Annotated in this window: 15 protein-coding genes; 9 read left to right on the forward strand and 6 right to left on the reverse strand. The window is 63.7% G+C overall.

Annotation, left to right across the window (positions count from 1 at the left end; all coding sequences use genetic code 11):
* Positions 1-6: 6 nt before the first annotated feature.
* Both KI235_RS20905 and KI235_RS20910 read right to left on the reverse strand, forming a co-directional pair.
* A complete protein-coding gene (locus tag KI235_RS20905) occupies positions 7-12759 on the reverse strand; it encodes a non-ribosomal peptide synthase/polyketide synthase (RefSeq protein ID WP_212795282.1) in 12753 nt (4250 codons plus the stop codon).
* Positions 12760-12997: 238 nt separating this feature from the next.
* On the reverse strand, positions 12998-13732 hold the full coding sequence (locus tag KI235_RS20910; protein ID WP_003203977.1) for an alpha/beta fold hydrolase: 735 nt from the start codon (positions 13730-13732) through the stop codon (positions 12998-13000).
* Positions 13733-13932: 200 nt separating this feature from the next.
* Here KI235_RS20910 and tam point away from each other — a divergent pair, with 200 nt between their 5' ends.
* From tam to KI235_RS20930, 4 genes are all read left to right on the forward strand, one after another.
* A complete protein-coding gene (tam, locus tag KI235_RS20915) occupies positions 13933-14703 on the forward strand; it encodes a trans-aconitate 2-methyltransferase (RefSeq protein ID WP_003203979.1) in 771 nt (256 codons plus the stop codon).
* Between the two features lie 91 nt (positions 14704-14794).
* Complete coding sequence (locus KI235_RS20920; RefSeq protein ID WP_013693943.1) at positions 14795-15928, forward strand: cupin-like domain-containing protein; 1134 nt, start codon at positions 14795-14797, stop codon at positions 15926-15928.
* Between the two features lie 242 nt (positions 15929-16170).
* Positions 16171-16971 (forward strand): SDR family oxidoreductase, encoded by an 801-nt coding sequence (locus tag KI235_RS20925; RefSeq protein ID WP_013693944.1) that lies wholly within the window; start codon positions 16171-16173, stop codon positions 16969-16971.
* Complete coding sequence (locus KI235_RS20930; protein WP_212795283.1) at positions 16964-18787, forward strand: glycoside hydrolase family 15 protein; 1824 nt, start codon at positions 16964-16966, stop codon at positions 18785-18787. The genes KI235_RS20925 and KI235_RS20930 overlap by 8 nt, the downstream gene beginning before the upstream one ends.
* A 190-nt stretch (positions 18788-18977) precedes the next feature.
* On the opposite strand, the gene KI235_RS20935 is transcribed toward KI235_RS20930, so the two are convergent.
* Positions 18978-19157: a hypothetical protein gene (locus tag KI235_RS20935; RefSeq protein WP_032833168.1), complete on the reverse strand. Its 180-nt coding sequence runs from the start codon at positions 19155-19157 to the stop codon at positions 18978-18980.
* A 187-nt stretch (positions 19158-19344) separates the two neighbouring features.
* Between KI235_RS20935 and KI235_RS20940 the strand changes: the two genes are divergently transcribed.
* On the forward strand, positions 19345-19722 hold the full coding sequence (locus KI235_RS20940; RefSeq protein ID WP_013693946.1) for a hypothetical protein: 378 nt from the start codon (positions 19345-19347) through the stop codon (positions 19720-19722).
* 28 nt (positions 19723-19750) lie between these two features.
* Positions 19751-20653: an alpha/beta hydrolase gene (locus KI235_RS20945; RefSeq protein ID WP_003203991.1), complete on the forward strand. Its 903-nt coding sequence runs from the start codon at positions 19751-19753 to the stop codon at positions 20651-20653.
* On the opposite strand, the gene KI235_RS20950 is transcribed toward KI235_RS20945, so the two are convergent.
* Positions 20622-21614: a GlxA family transcriptional regulator gene (locus KI235_RS20950; protein WP_003203993.1), complete on the reverse strand. Its 993-nt coding sequence runs from the start codon at positions 21612-21614 to the stop codon at positions 20622-20624. The genes KI235_RS20945 and KI235_RS20950 overlap by 32 nt on opposite strands.
* A gap of 99 nt (positions 21615-21713) precedes the next feature.
* On the opposite strand from KI235_RS20950, the gene inhA reads away from it, so the two are divergent.
* Positions 21714-22400, forward strand: a complete 687-nt coding sequence (inhA, locus tag KI235_RS20955; RefSeq protein ID WP_003203995.1) for an isonitrile hydratase — start codon at positions 21714-21716, stop codon at positions 22398-22400.
* Positions 22401-22539: 139 nt separating this feature from the next.
* Here inhA and KI235_RS20960 read toward each other — a convergent pair whose 3' ends face one another.
* Both KI235_RS20960 and KI235_RS20965 read right to left on the reverse strand, forming a co-directional pair.
* On the reverse strand, positions 22540-22797 hold the full coding sequence (locus KI235_RS20960; protein ID WP_003203997.1) for an Atu4866 domain-containing protein: 258 nt from the start codon (positions 22795-22797) through the stop codon (positions 22540-22542).
* Positions 22798-22826: 29 nt separating this feature from the next.
* The gene (locus tag KI235_RS20965) at positions 22827-23564 is read right to left on the reverse strand and encodes an SDR family oxidoreductase (protein WP_003203999.1); all 738 of its coding nucleotides are present in this window, start codon (positions 23562-23564) and stop codon (positions 22827-22829) included.
* Between the two features lie 202 nt (positions 23565-23766).
* On the opposite strand from KI235_RS20965, the gene KI235_RS20970 reads away from it, so the two are divergent.
* Together KI235_RS20970 and KI235_RS20975 are read left to right on the forward strand one after the other, a co-directional pair.
* Positions 23767-24714, forward strand: coding sequence for an AraC family transcriptional regulator (locus KI235_RS20970; protein ID WP_003204001.1), 948 nt, complete (start codon positions 23767-23769; stop codon positions 24712-24714).
* Between the two features lie 178 nt (positions 24715-24892).
* Complete coding sequence (locus KI235_RS20975) at positions 24893-25144, forward strand: hypothetical protein (RefSeq protein WP_212795284.1); 252 nt, start codon at positions 24893-24895, stop codon at positions 25142-25144.
* The last annotated feature ends 137 nt before the right edge of the window (positions 25145-25281 follow it).

Genomic DNA, 25281 nt, shown 5'->3' on the forward strand with positions numbered 1-25281 from the left:
GCTTGTTCAGTTTCTGTTCATCGATCGGCCCGTCCCCGGTGTCGAGTTGCGCGACAAATTCCCCAGGACGGGGTGCTGGAAAATCAGTTGCGGGGTCAGCGTCAACCCCAGTTCGAGCGCCATGCGCGAGACGGCATTGACCGCCAGCAGCGAATGGCCGCCCAGCTCGAAGAAGTGATCGTTCAAACCCACGCGTTCCACCGTGAGCACCTGGGCCCAGATCGCCGCGACCTGCTGTTCAAGTGCACTGGCCGGGGCGACATAACCGGCCTGCAACAGACCGGTCTCCACCGCCGGCAAGGCCTTGCGGTCGAGCTTGCCGTTGGGGGTCAGAGGCAGTTGTTCGAGGAACAGCAGGTGCGCCGGAATCATGTAGTCCGGCAGGTGTTCGCGCAGGGCGGCCTTGAGTTCATCGCGCAGGGCGCGTTGGGCTTCGGTGGCATTCAGGTTCAGCGTCGGGACGACCACGTAGGCCACCAGTTGCTGACCGCCCGGGGCGTCCTGGGCCAGGACCGCGACGTCACGCACCTCGGGCTGTTGCAGCAGCCGCGATTCGATTTCTCCCAGTTCGATACGGAAGCCGCGGATCTTCACTTGATGGTCGATACGGCCCTGGTATTCGAGCACGCCATCGGCGCGGTAACGGCTCAGGTCACCAGTGCGGTACAGGCGTTCGCCGGTTGTGGAGAACGGATTGGGCACGTATTTTTCGGCGGTCATCGCCGCGCGGCCGAGGTAACCACGGGTGATGCCCGCGCCGCTCAGGTACAGCTCCGCCGAGACGCCTTGGGGGACTGGTTGCAGGTCGGCGTCGAGCAGGTAGCTGGCGGTGTGTTTGAGAGGCCGGCCGATGTTCGCCGTGCCGCCGGCGGTGCGGCGGGTCCAGGTGGAATAGGTGGTGTCTTCCGAGGGGCCATAAAGATCGTACACATGCTCGATCCCTTGTGGGAGTGAGCCTGTGGGAGCAAAGCCTGCAGGAGCAGAACCGGTGGAAGCGAGGCCTGTGGGAGCAAAGCTTGCTCGCGATGGCGGTGGATCAGTCACACATGGGCCAGCCGATAGGATGCTATCGCGAGCAAGCTTTGCTCCCACAGGCTTTGCTCCCACAGATTCTGACTCTAGAGGCTTAGCTTGCACCGGCCCAATCCCACAGGGGGAATTCTGGTACAGCGCGTCCACCAGGCTTTGCTTCAGTGGCTCTCCAGCCAGGTTGATGATGCGCACACTGGCCGGAATCTCATCGCTGCACAACAACGCGGCAATCGCCGAGGGCACGGTGTTGATCAGGCGCACCTGATCGCGGGCCGGCAGGTGCGGCAGTTCCAGGGCATTGCGCGCGATGATCAGCGAACCGCCGTTGGCCAGGGTCACGAACAATTCCCACACCGACAGATCGAAACACACCGACGTGGAGGCGAGTACACCCTGGATGTCATCGCGGCTGTAGACGGATTTGGACCAGTCGATCAGCGCCAGCACATTGCGATGGGCAATCGCCACGCCCTTGGGCTTGCCGGTGGAGCCGGAGGTGTAGATGACGTAGGCGAGGTTGTCTGGCGTGACTTGGGTTATCGGTGCACTGAGTGGGTACTGCCCCAACTCGATCCGATCCAGCATCAGCACGGCGGTTTCAGCCGGCACGCTCAGCGTCGCCGCCACCGCTTGCTCAGTCAGCAACACCCGCGCACGGCTGTCGTCGAGCATGTAGGCCACGCGCTCGGCCGGGTAGTCCGGGTCCAACGGCACGTAGGCGCCACCGGCCTTGAGCACTGCCAGCAAGGCGATCAGCAGGTGTTCGGAGCGCGGCATCGCCACGCCGACGCGGACTTCCGGGCTTACACCCAGTTCGATGAGTTTATGGGCCAGGCGATTGGCGCGACCGTCGAGCTCGCTGTAGCTCAGTTGGGTGTTGGCGAAGGTCACCGCCAGGGCATCTGGCATGGCTTCAACTTGACGAGCAATCATCTGGTGGATGCACAGCCCTTGCTCGAACGGCGTGTCCAGCGGGTTCCAGTCATGGGTCAGGCGTTGATGTTCATCGAACTCCAGCATCGACAGTTCACCCAGGCAGCGCTCGCCATGGGCCGTCATCTGGCCCAGCAACTGGGCCAGATGCGTTGCCAATCGCACCACGGTGGCGGGTTCGAAGCTCGCCCGCTGGTAGCTCATGTGCACCGACAATTGACGGTCCAGGCCCACCAGCAGAGTCAACGGGTAGTTGGTCTGTTCCTGGGTGAGCGGCGGACCAAAGCGCAAACCGTCCGGCGCGCCCTGCTCCAGGGCCTGGGCAATCGGATAGTTTTCGAACACCAACAGGCTGTCGAACAGCGCTTCCCCGCCCTGCCCGGCCCAGCGCTGGATGTCCAGCAACGCGGTGTGCTCGAATTCGCGCAGCGCCAGGTTTTGCGCCTGCACCGCTTGCAGCCAACTGTCCAGGGACTGCCCGGCCTGTGGGTTGGCGATCACCGGCAAGGTGTTGATGAACAGGCCGATCTGCTGTTCGATGCCCGGCAGGTCCGCCGGACGACCGGCCACCGTTGCGCCAAAAGCCACGGTGTCTTTGCCGGTGTAACGCTGCAACAGCAGCAGCCACGCGGCCTGCACCAGCGTGTTGACGGTGACTTTCGAGGCACGGGCGAAGGCTTCCAGGCGTCGGGTCAGTGCTTCGTCCAGGACCTGCACATGGTCGCCATAACCGGCGCTGGTCGCCTGCGGTTTCGCCATGACGTCCGCCAGCCGTGTCGGCGTCTCCAAGCGTCGCAGCGCAGGCGTCCAGAACGCCTCGCTGGCGGCGACATCCTGGTGTTGCAGCCAGGCGATGTAATCCTGATAACGACTGCCATGAACGGTCACGGGCTGACCGCTGTAGCGTTGCAGCACTTCGCCGAGCAACTGCGAGTTGCTCCAGCCGTCCATCAGGATGTGATGGTGGGTGTAGATCAGGTGGTAGCGCTGCTCGTCGAGGCGCACGATCACCAGTCGCAACAGGGCCGGTGCACTCAGGTCCAGTTGCTGGCGTTCGCCATCGGCCAGGGTCTGCAAGCTCTGATCGCGCTGTGGATCGGCCCGCAGGTCATGCAAACTGTAAGGCAGCGCCAGGTGTTTACTGACCACCTGCACCGGCCCCGGCAAATCCCCCTGCCAGACGAACCGCGTGCGCAGGATGTCATGGGCGTCCACCGCTGCCTGCCAAGCCTGGCGGAAGCGTTCCGGATCCAGCCCCTCGACGTCCAGGCGCAGTTGGTTGATGTAATCGCCGCTGACGTCACCGTAGACCGCATGGAACAACATCCCCTGCTGCATCGGCGACAGCGGATACAGGTCGGCGATCTGCGCCGTCGCCACCGGCAGCCCATCCAGTTGCTGCTGGTCCAGGCTCGCCAGGAGGAAGTCCGACGGCGTCACAGCGCAATGCCCGTCGTCACAGCAATGCTCGATCAGCCCTTGCAGCTCACGGGCGTAATCGTCGGCCAGGGCCTGGACGGTGGCTTCGTTGAACACCTCGCGGCTGAAGGTCCAACCCAGGTTCAGCTCGCCGCCGAACACCTGCCCGTTCAGGGCCAGGACATTGGACAGCGGCGCCTCGGCGTTCAGCTCATCGCCGGCCGACTCGCTGGCCGGCACGAACAAGGCGCCGTCGGCCTCATTGAAACTGGCGTCGAACTGGCCCAGGTAGTTGAACGTCAGGCACGGTGTCGGCAGGCGCGCCAAAGTCCCCCGCACCGCGTCATCGCCCAGATGGGCCAGGACCCCAAAGCCCAGGCCCTTGTTCGGAATCGCCCGCAGTTGTTCCTTGATCTGCTTGAGGGAATGCCCCAGGTCCGCCACCGGCGTGAGCCTGGCCGGGTACAGGCTGGTGAACCAACCGACGGTGCGGGTCAGGTCCACGTCTTCGAACAAGGCTTCACGGCCATGGCCTTCGAGCTGGATCAGCGCGCTGTCGGCGCCGGTCCAGCGCACCATGACCCGGGCCAATGCGGTGAGCAGCAGGTCATTGACCTGGGTGCGATAGGCCTTGGGCGCATCTTGCAGCAACTGGCGAGTCAGTGACGCATCGAGTCGGCTGCGCACGGTCAGCGCGAGACGGTTCTGCTGGCCTCCCTGTGGATTGTCCATCGGCAACTGCCCATCGACGCCATCGAGCTGCGCCTGCCAGTACGCCAGCTCTTCCTGCAACGGCGCGCTGCCGGCATAGCCTTGCAGGTGCTCGGCCCAGGCCCGTGCCGAAGTGGTTTTGGGCGGCAACTGCAAGGCCTGGTCGCCGGACAACTGACGGTAGGCGCTTTGCAGATCCTCGAACAGAATCCGCCACGACACGCCGTCCACCACCAGGTGGTGAATCACCAGCAACAGCCGCTGGCTGCCATCGGCCAGCGTCGCCAATACCGCGCGCAGCAGCGGCCCGTCTTGCAGGTCCAGGCTGCGTTGCGCTGCGTTGGCAAGGTTTGCCAGGGCCTGGGCATCTGGCACGTCCGCCAACCAGAGCAGGTCTTCGCCGTGGCTGGCTGGCGAACGGTAACGTGCCTGCCAACCCTCGCCCGCGTCGGTAAAGCTCAAACGCAGGCCATCGTGATGCACCACCAGCGCGTTCAAGGCGTGCTCCAGCACCCGCGCATCGAGTCCTTGTGTCGGCTTGAGCATCACCGCCTGGTTCCAGTGCTGACGCTGCGCGATCGCCTGTTCGAAGAACAGCCGTTGTACCGGCAACAGCGCTAACTCACCGGTGACCGGCCCTTGATCGACGGCTTGGGTGGTTTCGCCCAGACGTGCCACCGCCGCCAGCGCCTCGATGGTCTGGTGCTGGAACAAGTCCTTGGGGGTGAAATGGATGCCGGCCTGACGTGCACGGCTGACCACCTGGATCGAGACGATGGAGTCACCGCCCAGTTCGAAGAAATTGTCCCGCAGGCCCACTTGCGCGAGCTTGAGCACATCCTGCCAGATCGACACCAGTTGCTGTTCCAGCGTGCTGCGCGGCGCCATGTAGGTTTGCTGCAATTGACTGACGTCAGGCTTGGGCAGGTTCTTGCGGTCGAGCTTGCCGTTGGGGGTCAGCGGCAGGCGTTCGAGCACTAGCAAGTAGGCCGGGACCATGTGCGCCGGCAACGTCGCCTTGAGTTGTCCACGCAGGTGCTCGGCGAAACCCTCCCGCACCGGTTCATCGGCCACCACATAGGCGACCAGGCGCTTGCCGCTGCCAGCGGCACCTTCCTGGGCCACCACCACCGATTCACGCACGCTGTCCAGGGCTTGCAGGCTGGCTTCGACTTCACCCAGTTCGATGCGGAAGCCGCGGATCTTCACCTGGTTGTCGATACGGTCCAGGTAATCGAAAGTGCCATCGGCGCGTTGGCGCACCAGGTCGCCGGTGCGGTAGAGCAAGCCGCCGCTGCAGCTGAACGGGTCGGCGACAAAGCGCTCGGCGGTCAGGCCCGGACGGTTCAGGTAACCCCGCGCCAGCCCGGTGCCACCCAGGTACAGTTCGCCGGCCATGCCCTGGGGCAGCAGGTTCAAGTCGGCGTCGAGCACGTAGGCGCTGCGGTCGCCGATGCGGCTGCCGATGGGTGCATAGGCGGCGCCACAGGTCACGTCACGACCGGCTTTCCAGATCAATGGGGTGACCACGGTTTCGGTCGGGCCATAGCCGTTGATGATGAAGTCCGGATCGAGGGCGCGCTTGACCCGTTCGAAGCTGGCGTTGGGCACCGCATCGCCGCCGAAGCAGTAGATGCGCACCTTCGGCGGGTTGCCCTCGCGCTCGGCGTGCTCGGCCAGTTGTTGCAGGTACACCGGCGGGAACGCCACTACCGTCACGCCGTGCTCGCGCATCGCGTTGTAGGTCTGTTCCGGGGTCCACAGGCTGTCGTCGCGAATCAGCAGCGAAGCACCGTGGGTCAGGCTGGTGAGCCAGCGTTCATGGGCACCGTCGAAGGCGAACGACATGAAATGGAATTCGCAATCACTGTCGCGCATCTCGTAGCGCTCGCCGATGGCCTGGCAGTGCATCGCCAGCGGACCATGGGCCACGCTGACACCTTTGGGGTTGCCGGTGGAACCGGAGGTGTAGATGACATAGGCCAGGTTCTGCGGATCGATACGCACGGCTGGGGCGTTGCTCGGTTGCAGGCTCAGGTCCAGGCGATCGAGTTCCAGCAACTGGGCGGCGCCTGCCAGGGGCAACTGCGCCGACACTCGGGAGTCGGTGAGCAACAGCGCCAGCCCGGAATCTTCCATCAGGTACGCCAGGCGTTCGCGTGGGTAACTGGTGTCCAGCGGCACATAGGCCGCGCCAGCCTTGAGCACTGCCAGCAGCGCGACGATCCCCCCTTCGCTGCGCGGCAGGGCCACACCAACGCGGGTTTCCGGCCCCACGCCACGGGCAATCAAGGCGTGGGCCAACTGGTTGGCGCGCCGGTCGATGTCGCCATAGCTGAAACGCTGGCCGTCGAAGATCACCGCCGTAGCCTGGGGCTTTTGCGCCGCCAGATGGGCGATGCGCTGATGCACGGCGATGTCGGTCGGGTACGGCTGCGCAAGGTTGGCGGCCTGTTGCCGGGCCTGTTCCTCGGCGCTGACCAGGGCGATTTGCCCCAGGTTGCGCACCGCCGACTCGGCGAAGCGTTCCAACAGCTGCAACAGATGCGCGCTGATGCCTTCGATGGCCGCAGGGCTGAAATGTGCCCGGTCAAAACTGTAGTGCAGCGCCAGGGTCTGGCCGAGGGTCACGGCCACGCTCAACGGGTAATGGGTTTGCTCCAGGTGAGTGACTTCGCCAAACACCGCGCCCTGCCCGGCACCTTCTGCCAGGGCCTGGGCAATCGGGTAGTTCTCGAACACCAGGATGTTGTCGAACAGCGCCTCGCCGCCCTGCCCGGCCCAGCGCTGGATGTCCGCCAATGGCGTGTGCTCGAATTCCCGCAAGCTGAGGTTCTGCGCCTGCACGGCTTGCAGCCAGGCACCGACCGACTGGTCCGGACGCGGCGCGGCGATCACCGGCAAGGTGTTGATGAACAGGCCAACCTGTTGCTCGATGCCCGGCAGATCCGCCGGACGCCCAGCCACGGTGGCACCGAAGGCGACGCTGTCATGGCCGGTGTAGCGTTGCAGCAGCAACAGCCACGCCGCTTGCACCAAGGTGTTGAGGGTGACTTTCTGTTGGCGGGCGAATTGTTCCAGGGCCTGGGTGCGAGAAGCGTCGAGGGTCTGGAAATGGTCGCCGTGGCCGCTGTGGATTTCGCCGACGGATATGACGCGCGCCAACCGGGTTGGCTCTTGCAGGGCTGCCAACTGGTCGGTCCAGAACGTCTCGCTCAGTTGAGCGTCCTGGCGTTGCAGCCAGGCGATGTAGTCGCGATAACGCCCGACATTGGCCTTGGGCAAGCGACCGCTGTAGCGCTGCAGGACTTCGCCGAGCAGTTGGGCGTTGCTCCAGCCGTCCATCAGGATGTGGTGATGGGTGTAGATCAGGTGCCAGCGCTCGGCCTCGGTCTGCACCAGCACCAGGCGCAGCAATGGCGCCTGGGTCAGATCGAAGCCCTGGCGGCGCTCGGCCTCGGCGCGCTCATTCAAGGCCTCGGCGAGGTGATCGCGCCCGCGCCAATCGAGGGCCGTGAACGGCAACTCGACTTGTCGACGGACGATCTGCAACGGCTGCTCAAGGTCGCCCTGCCAGACAAAGCCGCTGCGCAAGATTTCGTGGGCGTCGAGGGTGGCCTGCCAGGCGTCAGCGAAGCGCTGGGCATCGATGCCCTGGACGTCCACCCGCAACTGGTTGATGTACTCCCCCGCCGCCTGCTCGTACAAAGTGTGGAACAGCAAGCCCTGCTGCATCGGTGACAGTGGATAAAGGTCGTCCAACTGCCCGGCGGGCACCGGCAGGCTGTCGAGTTGTGCCTGGCTGATGCGTGCCAGGGGAAAGTCCGATGGCGTGGCCTGCGGCGTTTCCAGCGCGCAGCAGTGTTCGATCAACGCACCCAGTTCGGCGAGGTAGTCAGCGGCCAGTGTCTCGATGGTCTGGTGCTTGAACATCCGCTCGCTGAAACCCCAGTTCAAGGACAGCTCACCGCCGTAGACCTGGCCTTCCACCGTCAACCAGTTCGCCAGCGGCGCCCGGGCATGTTGCGCCGCGCCACTGCCTTCGCTGGACGGCACGAACAGCGCGCCGTCGTCGAACTGCCGGTCGAACTGGCCCAGGTAGTTGAAGGTGATACGCGGTGCCGGCAAGGCCGCCAGTTCGGCACGCACTTCAGGTTTGCCCAGGTAGCGCAGCACGCCGTAGCCCAGGCCCTTGTCCGGGACGGCGCGCAGTTGTTCCTTGATGGCCTTGACCGAGGCACTCAACGCCGGCGCCGGGCTGAGGCTGACCGGGAACAGGCTGGTGAACCAACCGACGGTACGGGTCAAGTCAACGCCATCGAACAGGTCTTCGCGGCCATGGCCTTCGAGTTGGATCAGCGTGCTGCCCTGGCCGGTCCAGCGGCAGATCGTACGGGCCAGCGCGGTCAGCAGCAGGTCGTTGACCTGGGTGCGATAGGCCTTCGGCGCCTGCTGCAGCAGTTGACGGGTCTGTTCGGCGTCCAGGCGCACCTGGACCTTGCGCTCGTCACGGGCCTCCAGCAGCCGCTCGGGGTAATCACACGGCAAGCCGTTGCCCGCTGGCGCATTGCCCTGGGCGCGCCAGTAATCGAGGCTGTCCATGAAGCCATCGAGATGCCCGTGCAGGTGCGCGGCCCATTGCCCATAAGCGCTGGTTTTGGCCGGTACCTGGATCGCCTGACCGGCCTGCAATTGGCTGTAGAACTGTTGCAGATCGTCCAGCAAAACACGCCACGAAACACCGTCCACCACCAAGTGATGAATCGCCAGCAGCACGCGCTGGCTGCCATCGGCCATGTCCACCAGCAAGGCCCGCAGCAGCGGCCCGTCTTCCAGGTCGAGGCTGCGCTGGGCGTCGTCGCACAAGGCGTTGAGCTGTTCCACCGACGTCGCCTGGCGCTGCCACAACAGGCTGACCGCCGACGGCTCGGCATAGGCTTGCTGCCACTCTCCGTTCACTTGGATAAAGCGCAGGCGCAGGCTGTCGTGGTGCTCAGTCAAACGGGCCAGGGCCGATCCCAATGCCACGACGTCGAGGCGCTCGCCAGGCACCAGCAACAGCGACTGGTTCCAGTGTTGCCGCTCGGGAATGTCGCGCTCGAAGAACCAATGCTGCACCGGCGTCAACGGCACCGCGCCGCGCGCCAGGCCCTGATCGATCCCATGACTGTCACCCTGGCGCGCTACCAGTGCCAGGCTGCGCAGGGTCTGGTGTTGAAACAGCGATTTGGGATTGAGCACGATCCCGGCCTGCCGCGCACGGCTGACCACTTGCATGGAGACGATGGAGTCGCCGCCCAGCTCGAAGAAGTTGTCTTCCAGGCCGATGCTGTCGAGGTTCAGCACGTCCTGCCAGATCGCCGCGAGGGCTTTTTCCAGCGGACTGCTGGGCGCGACAAATTCGCGTTGCTGCTCGCTGCCATCAATGGCCGGCAATGCCTTGCGGTCGAGTTTGCCGTTGGGGGTCAGCGGCAGTTGCTCGAGGAACACCAGGTAGGCCGGCACCATGTAATCCGGCAGGTGTTCGCGCAGCGCGGCCTTGAGGGTTTCGCGCACTTGCACCTGGGCCTCGACCTGGGTCAGCACCGTGGCGTCGCTCGGGACGATGAAGGCCACCAGTTGCTGGCCGTGTTCGCCGTCCTGGGCCAGCACCGCCAGTTCGCGCACCTTGGGTTGTTGCAGCAGCCGCGCTTCGATTTCCCCCAGTTCGATACGGAAGCCGCGGATCTTTACCTGATGGTCGATACGGCCGACGTACTGCAAATTGCCGTTGGCCTGATAACGGGTCAGGTCACCGGTGCGGTACAGGCGTTCGCCGGTTGTGGAGAACGGATTGGGCACGTATTTTTCGGCGGTCATCGCCGCGCGGCCGAGGTAACCACGGGTGATGCCCGCGCCGCTCAGGTACAGCTCTGCGGAGACGCCTTGGGGGACTGGTTGCAGATCAGCGTCGAGCAGGTAGCTGGCGGTGTGCTTCAGGGGCCGGCCAATGTTCGCCGTGCCGCCGGCGGTGCGGCGGGTCCAGGTGGAATAGGTGGTGTCCTCGGATGGACCGTAGAGGTCGTAGACATGCGCTATCCCTTGTGGGAGCGAGCCTGTGGAAGCAAAACCTGCAAGAGTAGAACCTGCAGGAGCACTACCTGTGGAAGCAAGGCCTGTGGGAGCAAAGCTTGCTCGCGATGGCGGTAGGTCAGTCACACATGGGCCAGCCGATAGGATGCTATCGCGAGCAAGCTTTGCTCCCACAGGCTTTGCTCCCACAGATTCTGACTCTAGAGGCTTAGCTTGCACCGGCCCAATCCCACAGGGGGAATTCTGGTACAGCGCGTCCACCAGGCTTTGCTTCAGTGGCTCTCCAGCCAGGTTGATGATGCGCACACTGGCCGGAATCTCATCGCTGCGCAACAACGCGGCAATCGCCGAGGGCACGGTGTTGATCAGCCGCACCTGATCCCGGGCCGGCAGGTGCGGCAATTCCAGGGCATTGCGGGCGATGATCAGCGAGCCACCGTTGGCCAAGGTCACGAACAACTCCCACACCGACAGATCGAAGCACACCGAAGTCGAAGCCAACACACCCTGAATGTCATCGCGGCTGTAGACGGATTTGGACCAGTCGATCAGCGCCAGCACGTTGCGATGGGCAATCGCCACGCCCTTGGGCTTGCCGGTGGAGCCGGAGGTGTAGATGACGTAGGCGAGGTTGTCTGGCGTGACTTGGGTTATCGGTGCACTAAGTGGGTACTGCCCCAACTCGATCCGATCCAGCATCAGCACGGCGGTTTCAGCCGGCACGCTCAGCGTCGCCGCCACCGCCTGTTCGGTCAGCAACACCCGCGCACAACTGTCGTCGAGCATGTAGGCCACGCGCTCAACCGGGTAATCCGGGTCCAGCGGCACGTAGGCGCCACCGGCCTTGAGCACTGCCAGCAAAGCGATCAGCAGGTGTTCGGAGCGCGGCATCGCCACGCCGACGCGCACTTCCGGGCCTACACCCAGTTCGATGAGTTTATGGGCCAGGCGATTGGCGCGACCGTCGAGCTCGCTGTAGCTCAGTTGGGTGTTGGCGAAGGTCACCGCCAAGGCATCTGGCATGGCTTCAACTTGACGAGCAATCATCTGGTGGATGCACAGCCCTTGGTCGAACGGCGCGTCCACAGGGTTCCAGTCATGGATCAGGCGTTGGTACTCATCAGCTTCAAGCAACGGCAACTCAGCGACGAGCGCGCGGCTGTCGGCAACCATGCCTTGCAGCAGTCGCGTCCAGTGCCGGGCCATGCGCTCGACCGTGGCGGCGTCGAACAGATCGTTGGCATAGGTCAGCGCCGCGTGCAGCTTGCCGGCCTTTTCCCAGGTGTCGAGGGTCAGGTCGAACTGCGTGGTGCGGCTCTGCCATTCCAGCATCGACAACTCCAGCCCCGAGGCCGTGCGAATACTGGCGATGTCGGCCACTTGCGGCTGGTGGTTGTACATCACCTGGAACAGCGGTGTGTGGCTGAGGCTGCGCTCCAGTTTCAGGGCTTCCACCAACCGTTCGAACGGCAGGTCCTGATGGGCCTGGGCGCCGAGGGCCGCTTCCTTGACCATGTGCAACAACTCATCGACACGGGTCTGGCCGCCGAGCTCGGTGCGCAATACCTGGGTGTTGACGAAGAAACCGATCAGCCCTTCGGTTTCCGCGCGGTTGCGGTTGGCGATGGGCACGCCGACGCGGATATCGGTGTGGCCGGTGTAGCGATGCAACAGTACGTTGAACGCGCCGAGCAGGAGCATGAACAGGGTGATGTTGTGCTGCTGGGCGGTGGTGCGCAGTTGCTCAGCTAGCGCCGGCTCCACGGCAAACTCGAAACGCGTGCCGCGATAGCTGGGCATCGCCGGGCGCGGGTGATCGATGGGCAGTTCCAGCACGGGGTGTTCATCGCCCAGTTGCGCCTGCCAATACGCCAGTTGACGCGCCTGCTCACCGGCCTCCAGCCAGCGCCGCTGCCACAGGGCATAGTCGCTGTACTGGATCGGCAAGTCGGCCAGTTGCGGCGCCACGCCCGCTTCATGGGCGTCGTAGCAGCGGATGAACTCGTCGATCAGCACATTCATCGACCAGCCATCGGAGACGATGTGGTGCAAGGTCAGCAGCAGCACATGTTCCTGTTCATCGAGCGTGAGCAATTCGACCCGCAGCAAAGGGCCGCTGGACAAGTCGAAGGGCCGCATCGATTGTGCTTCGGCGGCCCGGCGCACCGCCTGCTCGCGTTCGGCAGCCGGCAAGGCACTGAAGTCCTTGCGCCCGATCGCCAGTGCCGTGCTGGAGGGCACTTGCAGGAGGCTGTCGTCGGCCTGGCGCTGGAACACCGTGCGCAGGGTTTCATGCCGGGCCACCAGGCTGGCGAAAGCTTGCTCCAGCGCCGGCAGGCTCAACGCGCCCTTGAGCCGCACCGCTCCCGGCAGGTTGTAGGCGCCACTGCCCGGCTCCAGTTGCCAGAGAAACCACATGCGCTGCTGGGCATAGGACAAGGCCTGGCGATCCTCGGCCTCGACGCCCTGGGGGATGGGAAAACCGCTGAACTCCACGCCCTCCTTGTCCAGCGCGGCCAGGAACATCCGGCGCTTTTCCAGGGGCAACCCGATAAACCGGCGAGCAAGTTTCAAGGCGTCTTCAGCATTCATTTCTGGGGTATCCGGAATCAGTGGGCACAAGGCACAAAGGCAAGTCGTCCCTATAAAACGAATGCAGACCGGAAAAATTAGCGTTTGAGAATTTGTGTCAGGAAGAGAGGTTCTGATCGTTCCCACGCTCTGAGTGGGAACGCATCCGGTGACGCTCTGCGTCACACAGAGGACGCAGAGCGTCCGGGGCGGCATTCCCACGCAGGAGCGTGGGAACGATCGTCACGGGCCCAGTGGATCAGGCGCTGATGGCCAACCCATGCCGCCGATGATGCACGCTCAACTGATCCTTGATCAGCCGCAGCACCTTGGCCTCGTGCTCATGAATGAAGAAGTGCCCACCGGCCAGCATGTCCACCGAAAAGCTGCCCGTGGTTTCCTGGCGCCAGCCAATCAGTTGCTCCGTGGTGGCCTTGTCGGTGGTGCCGCCGAGCACATGCACCGGGCAGTTGAGCGGTGGTCGCAGCCGCGGCTGGAAACGTCCGCACAGCAGGAAGTCGGCCCGCAGGACCGGCAAGGTCAGGGCCATCAGCTCTTCATTGGCCAATATCTCTTCGCTGGTGCCGTTGAGGGTGCGCAGTTGCTCGATCAGTTCAGCGTCGGTTTTCGGCTCGGCGAAACCGCGGTCATAGTCGGCGCGCATCGTCGGCGCTGCGGTGCCGGACGCAAACAGCGCCACCGGTTCCGGGCAGCCGAGCTCACGCAGGGCATGGCCGATCTCGCAGGCCAGCAGCGCGCCCAGGCTGTGGCCGAACAAGGCGTAAGGGGCCTGGAGCGTCGCGGACAGTTCCCGCGCCAGTTGCATCGCCAACAGCCCCATGTCGGTGTGCAGCGGCTCGTCGAAGCGCGCCCCGCGCCCCGGCAGTTCCACCGGCTGCACGTGCAGCCATTGCGGCAACTTGCGCCGCCAGCGGCTGTACACCATCGCGCTGGCGCCGGAATAAGGCAGGCACAGCAGGGTCAGTTGGGTCACTGCGGTTTTCTCCGATCGGTCGTGTAAAGAAGATAACGAAATCGTAACCCACCGATTTAGTCAAAACCGTGACGTTCGCTACGAGATGACAGCACCTTGTGGGAGCAAGGCTTGCCCGCGATGAACGATAACGCGGTTCATCTTCCCACCCGACCTTATACTGGCGATACCTCGAACACTGCACCACACAGGAGAACGCCATGGGCTGGTCCGCCAAGCAATACGTCGCCTTCGAACAGGAACGCACCCGTCCGTCCCGAGACCTGCTCGCCGCCATTCCTCCCACCCAGGCCGGCTCGGTGATCGACCTGGGTTGCGGCCCGGGCAATTCCACCGAGCTGCTGGTGGAACATTTCAACAGCGCCACGGTGCGCGGCCTGGACAGTTCCAGCGACATGGTCGACGCCGCACGCAAACGCCTGCCCGCCGTGGCGTTCGACACCGCCGACATCGGCCAATGGGATGAACCCGGGCCGTTCGACGTGATCTTCGCCAACGCCGTGCTGCAATGGCTGCCCGACCATGCCACCCTGCTGCCCTCGCTGGTGGGCAAACTCGCCCCCGGTGGCAGCCTGGCGATCCAGATGCCCGATACCCTGCACCAGCCCTCCCACCGCCTGATGCGGGAAATCGCAGCAAGCGGGCCTTGGGCCAGCCAACTGGCCGGGGCGGCTGATTCTCGGACCGAGGTGGAGGACGCCAGCACCTATTACGCGATCCTCAAACCCCACTGCAGCCGCGTCGATGTGTGGCGCACCACCTACCATCACCCCCTGGCCGGTGGCGCCGCAGGCGTGGTGGAATGGTTCAAGGGCAGCGGCTTGCGGCCGTTTCTCGAACCTCTGGATGAGACGCAACGCAAGCAGTATCTGGCGCAGTACCTCAAGGCGATCGAACAGGCTTATCCCACCCTGGAGGATGGAACGGTGCTGCTGCCGTTTCCCCGGGTGTTCATGGTCGCGACGCGCTAGGGCGACGGTCGATGACGCGGCGATCGGGGCTAAATTTCTGCTCCAGGCCCTCGTTACCTGCTAAGACCAAAAACCCGCAAGAGTGACCGCCGTGGACCTGCAAACCATCCTGGGCAAGCTGTTCGCCAATGCCGGCGCCGTAGGTATCGAAGGCGTCTTCCAATTCGTGTTCGGCCCGCACCAGGCCTACTGGTCCGAGGTCAAGGCCAGCAGTCGCACCCAGGCCGGCCGCCACAGCAGCCCCGACGTCACCATCGAGGTGGCGGAAAAGGACTTCCTCGGGATCATGGCGGGCCTGGCCAATGTCGAGGAACTGTTCGCCAGCGGGCGCCTGAAGATTGGCGGCAACATGGGCCTGGCGACGCTGCTGCCGCAGATCATCGACCATGCCCGACATGGCGGTGGCGTGGTGGAAAAGGTCGATATGAACAAGCGCTACCCCACCCCGTCGCGCTTCAGCGAAAAACTCACCGCCAGCCTGCCGCCCCAACGCAGGGTGGAGCGTCGTCCCCGCAGCGAGCTGTCGGTACAGGAGTTTCAAGCGCGCTATCTGCCCCACGGCATTCCGCTGGTCATCAGCGATGCCTTGCAGGACTGGCCATTGTTCAAGCTCAGTCGCGAAGAATCCCTGGTGCATTTTGCCGAGCTGCAAGGCATCACCCGCCACGGCGACTACGTGAAGAAGACCTTCTCCACCGAGCGGGATTTCCGCTCCACGTCCATGGCCGACTTCATCGCCTCCCTCGACAGCCCGGCGACCAAGGGCGCCGACGGCGAACCACCGGCCTACATGGGCAACAACATCCTGCCGGCGCAACTGATGGAGCAGATCAAGTACCCGCCCTACTTCGACGCCTCACTGTTCATCCCACCGCGCATCTGGATCGGCCCCAAGGGCACCCTGACGCCGCTGCATCGCGACGACACCGACAACCTGTTCGCCCAGGTCTGGGGCCAGAAAACCTTCACCCTCGCCGCGCCTCACCACCGCGAAGCCCTGGGCACCTGGTCCACTGCGCCCCAAGGCGGGTTGGACGGCTGTGATTTCAACCCGGACGCGCCGGACTACCAACGCTTCCCCCACGCCCGCGACGTGATCTTCATGCGCGTGACATTGGAGGCTGGGGATTTGCTGTTTTTGCCGGAAGGTTGGTTCCATCAGGTGGAGTCGGTGTCTACGTCGTTGTCGGTGAATTTCTGGGTGAATTCGGGGCGGGGTTGGTAACAGCCGGTCTGAAGCAACATTCTTTGTGGCGGGGTAATTGTGGGAGCAAGGCTTGCCCGCGACGAAGGCAATGCGGTCTTTCAGAAATCGAGTCGCCTGTTTCGCGAGCAAGCTATGCTCCCACAGTCCCCTTGCCACAGGTTTGTGTTTGAATCTGGAATATGAAGACCGCTTCACCCAAATGAACTCTGCACGCCTCACGCCAGTCAGCAGGTAAGGCCCTCAATTCAAGGTGCTAGACCATGCAGATATCCCTCGCCCGACAGGTTGCCCTGGTCACCGGCGCCAGCTCCGGCATTGGCGCAGGCGCGGCCAGGGCGTTGGCAGATGCGGGTGCCGCGGTGGTACTCAACTACCACTCCAGCGCCGGCCCGGCCGAAGCGCTGGCCCGTGAAATCAACGCCACCGGCGGCCGCGCCATCGCCGTCGGGGCCGATGTGTCGAAGGAGCCGGACGTCGAACGGCTGTTCGCCCAGACCCTCGAAGCGTTTGGCGCGCTGGACATCCTGGTCGCCAACTCCGGCCTGCAAAAAGACGCCGCCACCGTCGACATGACCCTGGAAGACTGGAACACCGTGATCGGCACCAACCTCACCGGCCAGTTCCTCTGTGCTCGCGCCGCGCTGCGAATTTTCACCCGCCAGGGCATTCGCCGGGGCGTGTCCCAGGCCGCTGGCAAGATCATTCACATGAGTTCGGTGCACCAGCGCATTCCCTGGGCGGGCCACGCCAATTACGCTGCGTCCAAGGGCGGGGTCGATCTGCTGATGCAGAGTCTGGCCCAGGAAACCAGCCACCAGCGCATCCGCATCAACAGCATCGCCCCCGGCGCCATCCGCACGGCCATCAACCAGGATGCCACCGAGGGCGAGCAGGGACAGAAACTGCTGGAGCTGATTCCTTACGGTCGCGTCGGCGATGTGGAGGACGTCGCCAACGCGGTGGTCTGGCTGGCCTCGGACTTGTCCGATTATGTGGTGGGCACCACGCTGTTCATCGATGGCGGGATGAGCCTTTATCCGGGGTTTCGCGGCAATGGCTGATCATGACGAACCGCAAAGCCCCATCGAGAACCACGGCATCATCGGCGACATGCGCAGCGCCGCGCTGATCAACGACCGAGGCAGCGTCGATTTTTTCTGCTGGCCGGAATTCGACAGCCCATCAATCTTTTGTTCGCTGCTGGATACGCCGGAGGCGGGGATTTTCCAACTCGCGCCAGACCTGCCGAATGCCCGCCGCCAGCAGATCTACCTGCCCGACACCAACGTGCTGCAAACCCGCTGGCTGAGCGACGGCGCCGTGGTGGAAGTCACCGACCTGCTGCCCATCGGTGACAGCGAGGATGATTTACCGGTGCTGATGCGCAAGGTGCGCATGACCGTCGGCAGCGCGACGTTTCGCATGCGCTGCGCCGTGCGGCATGACTACGCCCGGGCCGCCACCACGGCGCGCCAGGACGCTGCCCACATCTGTTTCGAGGCGCCGGGACAACCGAGCCTGCGCTTATGCTCCGATCAGCCCATGACGCTGGACGGCAATGCGGCGGTGGCCGAGTTCACCCTGACGCAGGGCCAGAGCGCCGAGTTCCTGCTGGGTGGCATTGACGATCCGCGCCTTCAGGACGATGTCAGCGCGATCTGCCTGGAACGCACCCTGGCGTTCTGGCGCGGCTGGATCGCTCAGTCCACCTACCGGGGACGCTGGCGGGAAACGGTCAACCGTTCGGCCCTGGCGCTGAAGCTGCTGACCTCGCGCAAACACGGCGCCATCCTCGCCGCCGCCACTTTCGGCCTGCCGGAAACCCGCGGCGGCGAACGCAACTGGGATTATCGCTATACCTGGATCCGCGACGCCTCCTTCACCGTCTACGCGTTCATGCGCCTGGGCTTCGTCGAAGAAGCCAACGCCTACATGCGCTGGCTCCGTGGGCGGGTCAGTGACTGCTGTGATCAACCGATCAAACTCAACATCCTCTACGGCCTGGACGGCAGACTGGAACTACCGGAAACCGAGTTGCCGCACCTGAGCGGCTTCGGCAACGCCCGACCGGTACGCATCGGCAACCTGGCCTACAAACAGGTACAGTTGGACATTTTCGGCGAGCTGATGGACGCGGTGTACCTGGTCAACAAATACGGCGAAGCCATCTCCCATCAAGGCTGGAAACACACCGTCGACGTAGTCGACCAAGTGTGCAAGGTCTGGCAGGACAAGGATGTGGGTATCTGGGAAATGCGCGGCGACAAACAGCATTTCCTGCATTCGCGGCTGATGTGCTGGGTCGCCGTGGATCGCGCCATCCGCCTGGCCGAAAAACGCTCCCTGCCCGCCCCGTTCGCCCGCTGGGACGAAACGCGCCAGGCCATCTACCAAGACATCTGGACAAATTTCTGGAACGACGAACACCAGCACTTTATCCAGCGCCTGGGCAGCACCGCCCTGGACGGCTCGATGCTGTTGATGCCGCTGGTGCGCTTCGTCAGCGCCCGCGACCCGCGCTGGCTCTCGACGCTCGACGCCATCGAAAAAGACCTGGTGCGCGACGGCATGGTCTATCGCTACCGCAACGACGACAGCCCCATCGACGGCCTCAGCGGCATCGAAGGCTCATTCGCGGCCTGCTCATTCTGGTACGTCGAATGCCTGGCCCGCGCCGGCCGCGTGGAAAAAGCCCAGCTGGAGTTCGAACAACTGCTGCGCTACGCCAACCCGCTGGGACTCTACGCCGAAGAATTCGACAGCCACGGCTACCACCTGGGCAACACTCCCCAAGCCCTGACCCACCTGGCGCTGATCAGCGCGGCGAGCTTCCTGGATCGCAAGTTGAGCGGGGAGAAAACTCATTGGCAGCCGTGAACCGGGCTGCCCTTCAGACTGAGCACAGTCCCTGTGGCGAGGGAGCTTGCTCCCGCTGGGTTTGTGATCGTTCCCACGCTCCCGCGTGGAAACGCCGCCAGGGACGCTCCGCGTTCCGCTCTGGAGGGTGACGCAGAGCGTCACGGGATGCATTCCCACGCAGAGCGTGGGAACGATCATGGTGTACTGGCTATTGTGTCGACTCAGCCAGTTCGAGGTCATCCAGCGCACGATTGGCCAACAACTTGGCCAGCTCGATCAACTGCTGAATCCCCAGCGCAACATGCCGCACCAGTGTGATGAGGGAATTTATCCCGCTGGGCTGCCCCCTGTAGGAGCTGCCGAAGGCTGCGATCTTTTGATCTTTCACTTGAGACTCAAGGGGCTGGGGAAAGATCGCAGCCTCGTTGCACTCGACAGCTCCTACACAACTCCTACGGCCCCATTTATCACCACGCCCCGTTAAGAAGTTGCCAGCCCCCCAAACCCCTCCTAAGATCGATGCTCTCACGGGTGCAGCGGAGCTGCCCGATAAAAACCCGACTCAAGGATCTGACATGACCCATATCAAACGCCCCATCACCACCCCACCCCGAACAGGCCTGACCCGCGAAGACCTCTGGGAGGGCCAGGACCGGGGCCTGATCAAATGCTGGGAAATCGGCCGCGACCGCGGGGTGAAGTTTCCCGAACTGGCGCAACGCTGCCTGGCCGGTGAATTGCCTGTGCTGGGCTGGAAAGGTGGCGTCAGCCGCAGCCTGAAGAAAAACGAAAAATTCGGCTGCCTCAAGTACCTCGCCCAATGGCAGGGCCTGCGCGGTGAAGACCTGGACATCGACCTGACCCAGGAGCGCACCCTCACCTGTTCCAGCACGAACATGATCGTGACGTTTACGCCGGATCGGGCCAAATACGTGAACCAGGAACCCGCCTGATCGCAATCGGGCAATGCCGGAGGCCAACATGAACCTCGATCCCAAGGTCAACTTCGCCGTGACGCCGCTGTTACGCATCGCCTACGAAGAACACGGTCCCGCCAGCGGCGAACCCATCATCCTGCTGCACGGTTTTCCTTACGATCCCAGGGCTTTCGATGAAGTCGCGCCCGCCCTGGCCGAGCGTGGATACTGGGTCATCGTGCCCTACCTGCGCGGCTACGGCCCGACCCGGTTCAACAACCCGGCCATCTTGCGCTCTGGCCAGCAAGCGGCACTGGCCCAGGACCTGCTGGACCTGATGCACGTACTCTCCATCCCCCAGGCGGCGCTGTGCGGCTACGACTGGGGCGGTCGGGCGGCGTGTATCGTCGCGGCGCTGTGGCCCGAGCGCGTTCGCTGCCTGGTGACTGGCGACGGCTACAACCTGCAGAACATCCCACGTTCCAAGCAGCCGCTGGACCCGGAAACCGAACATCGCCTGTGGTACCAGTACTATTTCCACACGGCGCGGGGTGTCGAGGGCCTGACCCGGAACCGACGTGAACTGTGTGAATTGCTCTGGCGCCTGTGGTCACCGACCTGGAAACGTGGCGCCGAACTGTATCCCCTCAGTGCTGCGTCGTTCGACAACCCGGACTTCGTCGACGTGGTGATCCACTCCTACCGTCATCGCTTCATGTACGCACCGGGCGACCCGACGCTGGAGTGGATGGAGGAACGGCTGGCGGCACAACCGGCCATCAGCGTGCCGAGCTTTTCCCTGTGCGGTGCCGACGACGGCGTGGGGCCAGCGCCGGAACACGATGAAGACGCCGAACACTTCACAGGTTTTTATGAGCGCCGCGTGCTGGCCGGTGTCGGCCACAACATCCCACAGGAAGCCCCCGAGGCCACGCTCAAGGCATTGCTGGATCTACTTGAGGGCTGACGGCGAACCGCTCGCGATAGGCCTGTGGCGTCACCCCCATGGCCCGCAAAAAGCTGCGGCGCAAGGTTTCCTCACTGCCGAAGCCACACTGCACCGCCACCCGCTTGATCGACACAGCGGTGTCGGACAACAAGCGGCGAGCGGTTTCCAGGCGAATCAACTCCACCGCCCGCGCCGGAGTCTGGCCGGTGTCGGCGCGGTAGTGCCGCACAAAGCTGCGTTCGCTCATGCCGACCTCGGCGGCCAGGCTCGACAGGCCCAGGTCACGGGTGAGGTTTTCGGCGATCCAGGCATGCAGGTCATCAAACCGACTGCCTTGCTTTTGCAGCGACAACGTCACGCTGAACTGCGATTGCCCGCCGGGACGCTTGAGGAACACCACCAGGTGCCGGGCGACCTCCAGCGCCACCGCGCGGCCCAGGTCCTCCTCCACCAGCGCCAAGGCCAGGTCGATGCCGGCCGTGACCCCGGCCGAGGTCCAGACCGGGCCATCGTTGATGAAAATCGGGTTGGGTTCGACCCGCAATTGCGGATGCTGCTCGGCCAGTTGTTCGCAGCGGGTCCAGTGCGTCACCACGCGCCGCCCGTCCAGCCAACCGCTGGCGGCCAGCAGGAACGCCCCGGTGCACACCGACGCCACCCTTCGCGAACGCAGGCCGTGCTCTTTGACCCAGGCCACCAGCGCCGGATCCTTCGCCGCTTCGTACACGCCCCAGCCACCGGCGATCAACAGCGTGTCGCTGCCTTCGCTCGGCAGCGGCTCGGCTAACAGCGCCAACCCTGCCGAGGACATTACCGCCCCGCCCCCCACAGCGATGACCGTGGGCGTGTAGGGCAACGGCAGGCCTTGCTGGCGAGCCAGGTCGTTGGCCGAGGCAAACACTTGCAAAGGCCCGGTGACATCCAGCACTTGCACGTTGGCGAAGGCCAGTACATGAACGGTTTTCGGTGGGTTGGGCATATTGGCGTGATTCGTGGGTTTATTGGCGTATACGCCAGAGCCTACGGATCTAAAGTAAAACCGTCCACCCCTCAGGCATCATCCAAAGGAGCACGCGACATGACGCTGCAGATCGGTTTGCTGTTATTCCCCCAAGTCCAGCAGTTGGACCTGACCGGCCCTTATGACGTACTGGCCTCGTTGCCAGACGTGAAGGTCCACCTGATCTGGAAGGACCTGGCGCCGGTCACTGCCAGCACCGGGCTGGTGTTGTTGCCCACCACCACGTTCGAGGACTGCCCGAAGCTCGACGTGATCTGCGTCCCCGGCGGGACCGGCGTCGGGCCTCTGATGGAAGACGAGCAGACGCTGGCCTTCATCAAGCGGCAGGCCGCCGAGGCGAAATACATCACGTCCGTGTGCACCGGTTCGCTGGTGCTGGGTGCGGCGGGCCTGTTGCAAGGCAAGCGCGCCACCACCCATTGGGCCTATCACAGCCTGCTGCAAACCCTGGGCGCGACACCGGTCAAGGATCGCGTAGTCCGCGATGGCAACCTGCTCACCGGTGGCGGCATCACGGCCGGGATCGATTTTGCCCTGACCCTGGCCGCCGAACTGTTCGACCAGGACACCGCCGAACTGGTCCAGCTGCAGCTCGAATACGCCCCTGCCCCACCGTTCAACGCCGGCAGCCCGGACACTGCACCAACGCGCGTCCTGGAAGAAGCCCACCGGCGTACCGCAGAATCGTTCCGGGTCCGCTCGCAGATTGCCCAACGTGCTGCGGCGCGGTTGGAACTGGTGTAACGCTAAGTCCCAACCAGGCATGACTGTGCTGTGCTGTGGGAGCAAAGCTTGCTCGCGAAACAGGCGCCTCGATTTCTAAAAGACCGCATCGCCTCTATCGCGGGCAAGCCTTGCTCCCACCCAGCCAACCGTGGATTCATCACCCTTCCTGGCAATACAACACCATCCCCGCGTGATACAGCACCCCCTCACGAAAATCCCCATCGGCGGTGAAACCGGTGTCGTCGTGGTATTCGATATGGTCGTCCTGCAACCAGTAGTCGCCCTGGTACGCACTCTCACGCAAACCCCGCGCTTCGTCATAGCGTCCGCCCGGCAGCAGCCGATGGCGAATCACGCCATCAGCCGTCACCCACAGGCCGACAAATTTGTCCTGGTCTCCAAAGGCCTTTCTCATGGGACATCTCCTGTCAGGTAAAACGCGGTTCAAAACGGGCTGGCGGTGGGGCGCACGATCAGTTCGCTGACGTCCACATCCGCCGGTTGTTCGATGGCGTAGGCGATCGCCCGGGCGATGGCTTCGGCCGGAATGGAGATCCTGCGGAACTCGCGCATTTCGGCACGTCCACCTTCATCGGAAATGCTCTCGGCCAGTTCCGATTCGGTCACGCCAGGGGAAATCACCGTCACGCGCACATCTCCCCCGACTTCCTGGCGCAAGCCCTCGGAAATCGCCCGCACGGCAAACTTGGTGGCGCAATACACGGCGGCAGTCGGGCTGACGGCGTAGGCGCCGATGGACGCGATGTTGATGAACTGGCCGCTGCGCTGGCGCTGCATCAGCGGCAAGCCGGCGGCGATGCCGTGGAGCACGCCACGGATGTTGACGTCGATCATGCGGTCCCACTCCTCGACTTTCAGCGCCTCGAGCTTGGAGAGCGGCATGACCCCGGCATTGTTGATGATCACGTCGACCCGACCGAACCGCTCGACAGCAAAGTCGATCAGGTGCTGGACATCGTCGCGGCGGGTCACGTCCACCGCTTTGCAGACAGCTTGCTGGCCGGCGGTTTCGAGTTCCTGCACCAGCGTTTGCAAACGATCGATGCGCCGGGCGCCAAGCACGACACGGGCACCGCGAGCCGCGAGCAACCGCGCCGCCGCTTCACCAATCCCGCTGCTGGCGCCGGTGATGACCACTACTTTGTTTTTAATATCGGACATGATGGTTTCCTCGTCTGGATGTGTTGGCCCCGGTGGGAGCGTTTTGACAGGTCCAGATTAGGGAACCGACCGAGGCCGGGGTTAGCCGGATCCTCCTGCGCACTTGCACGATCCTGTGGCGATAAAACCGACTCTGGCCGACAGCCGTGCAATCGGCTTTACTAGCGCGGTCCACTCAATTTGGCCTGGGAGATTGATCGGCATGTCGGTATCCACGTCCATCCACATCGCGCCAGACGACGGCGTCAGCCAGCGCCGCACCGAATTAGCGAGCCTGATGAAGCGCTTTGCGCCGGAATATGGCGTCCACCCTACGGCCATCGAGGCCTTGCACCTGATCCGTAGCGACCAGCCGACCGAAGCCCTGCACACCGTGCACAAGCCTGGTTTATGCGTGATTATCGAGGGGCGCAAGGAAGTGCGCCTGGCGGACGAATGCTACGTGTATGACCCGCTCAATTACCTGGTCGTCTCGGTGACCCTGCCGCTGGCCGGCCAGGTGATTGAAGCCAGTCCTGAACGCCCCTACTTGTGTATCCGCCTCGACATCGACCCGGCACAGATCTGCCGCCTGATGGCCGACGCCTGCCCTATCGGCGTGCCGGCCGAAAGAACCGGACGCGGGTTGTTCCTGGACCGTATCGATGCGCCATTGCTCGACGCGGTGTTGCGCTTGCTGCGACTGTTGGACAGTCCGGACGATATCGCCACCCTCGCGCCTTTGGCCCAACAGGAGATTTTCTACCGACTGCTGCGTGGCGCCCAAGGCCAGCGCTTGCACGAAATCGCCATTCCTGACACCCAGACCCATCGCATCAGCCGTGCCATCGAGTGGCTCAATACCCATTACGCCGAACCGTTTAGCATCGACAGCCTGGCACAAATGATCAATCTCAGCCCTTCGGCGCTGCATCACCGCTTCAAAGCCGTGACCGCCATGAGCCCGCTGCAATATCAGAAACAACTGCGCTTACAGGAAGCCCGACGGTTGCTGTTGGCGGAGAACAGCGACGTTTCGTCAATTGGCTACAAGATGGGGTATGAAAGCCCTTCGCAGTTCAGCCGTGAATACAGCCGTCTATTTGGCGCCTCCCCGAGCAAGGATATCGCTCGTTTGCGCGCCCAGGCGCTGCAAGCCAGTAGCGCCTGATCCTGCACACAAACAGGATCAGGCAAAACCAGGGCAGTATCCGTCTAACGCCCGCCCCCGCCTCGCCCCTAATCTGAACCCATGCAGCAAGACAACCATCGCCGCTGCAACGGGTTCAGCAGATCACGACATCTGAACGACCCGGCACTCAACCCTTGATATGACCGGAGTCTTTACCATGAAAACGCTCAACACCTTGATCGCCGTTACCACCTTCGCCCTGAGCGCCAGTGCGTTTGCCTTGCCGAGCCAGCAGCAGGACCACTTCTTTACCCAGGCTAGCGATTACCAGCAGCCTGTGGCCGCTGATGGTGCGGATCGGACGCCTGGGGGCCAGACCCTCGCTGCCGATGGCGCGGACCGGACGCCTGGGGGCCAGGCTCTCGCTGCCGATGGTTCCGACCGCACCATGACCCGGCAGTTGGCATGATCAGGCTACTTTTTCACAGACGAAAAAAAACCCGCCTAGGCGGGTTTTTTGAGGACCAATTTGACTCCCTGTCCGGCATTCCATGCCTGGTCCAATCATCCATGACCCCGAGCACTCCCTGTACCCAGTGGATGAAC

The sequence above is a fragment of the Pseudomonas sp. St386 genome (assembly GCF_018325865.1).
GTDB lineage: Bacteria > Pseudomonadota > Gammaproteobacteria > Pseudomonadales > Pseudomonadaceae > Aquipseudomonas > Aquipseudomonas brassicacearum.

Bases quoted from the DNA above. Each gene is read 5' to 3' on its own strand.
- KI235_RS20905 (WP_212795282.1), bottom strand. From the start codon at position 12,759: ATGAATGCTGAAGACGCCTTGAAACTTGCTCGCCGGTTTATCGGGTTG.
- KI235_RS20970 (WP_003204001.1), top strand. From the start codon at position 23,767: ATGTCGGTATCCACGTCCATCCACATCGCGCCAGACGACGGCGTCAGC.
- KI235_RS20940 (WP_013693946.1), top strand. From the start codon at position 19,345: ATGACCCATATCAAACGCCCCATCACCACCCCACCCCGAACAGGCCTG.
- KI235_RS20960 (WP_003203997.1), bottom strand. From the start codon at position 22,797: ATGAGAAAGGCCTTTGGAGACCAGGACAAATTTGTCGGCCTGTGGGTG.
- inhA (WP_003203995.1), top strand. From the start codon at position 21,714: ATGACGCTGCAGATCGGTTTGCTGTTATTCCCCCAAGTCCAGCAGTTG.
- KI235_RS20930 (WP_212795283.1), top strand. From the start codon at position 16,964: ATGGCTGATCATGACGAACCGCAAAGCCCCATCGAGAACCACGGCATC.
- KI235_RS20925 (WP_013693944.1), top strand. From the start codon at position 16,171: ATGCAGATATCCCTCGCCCGACAGGTTGCCCTGGTCACCGGCGCCAGC.
- KI235_RS20945 (WP_003203991.1), top strand. From the start codon at position 19,751: ATGAACCTCGATCCCAAGGTCAACTTCGCCGTGACGCCGCTGTTACGC.
- KI235_RS20965 (WP_003203999.1), bottom strand. From the start codon at position 23,564: ATGTCCGATATTAAAAACAAAGTAGTGGTCATCACCGGCGCCAGCAGC.
- tam (WP_003203979.1), top strand. From the start codon at position 13,933: ATGGGCTGGTCCGCCAAGCAATACGTCGCCTTCGAACAGGAACGCACC.
- KI235_RS20950 (WP_003203993.1), bottom strand. From the start codon at position 21,614: ATGCCCAACCCACCGAAAACCGTTCATGTACTGGCCTTCGCCAACGTG.
- KI235_RS20975 (WP_212795284.1), top strand. From the start codon at position 24,893: ATGAAAACGCTCAACACCTTGATCGCCGTTACCACCTTCGCCCTGAGC.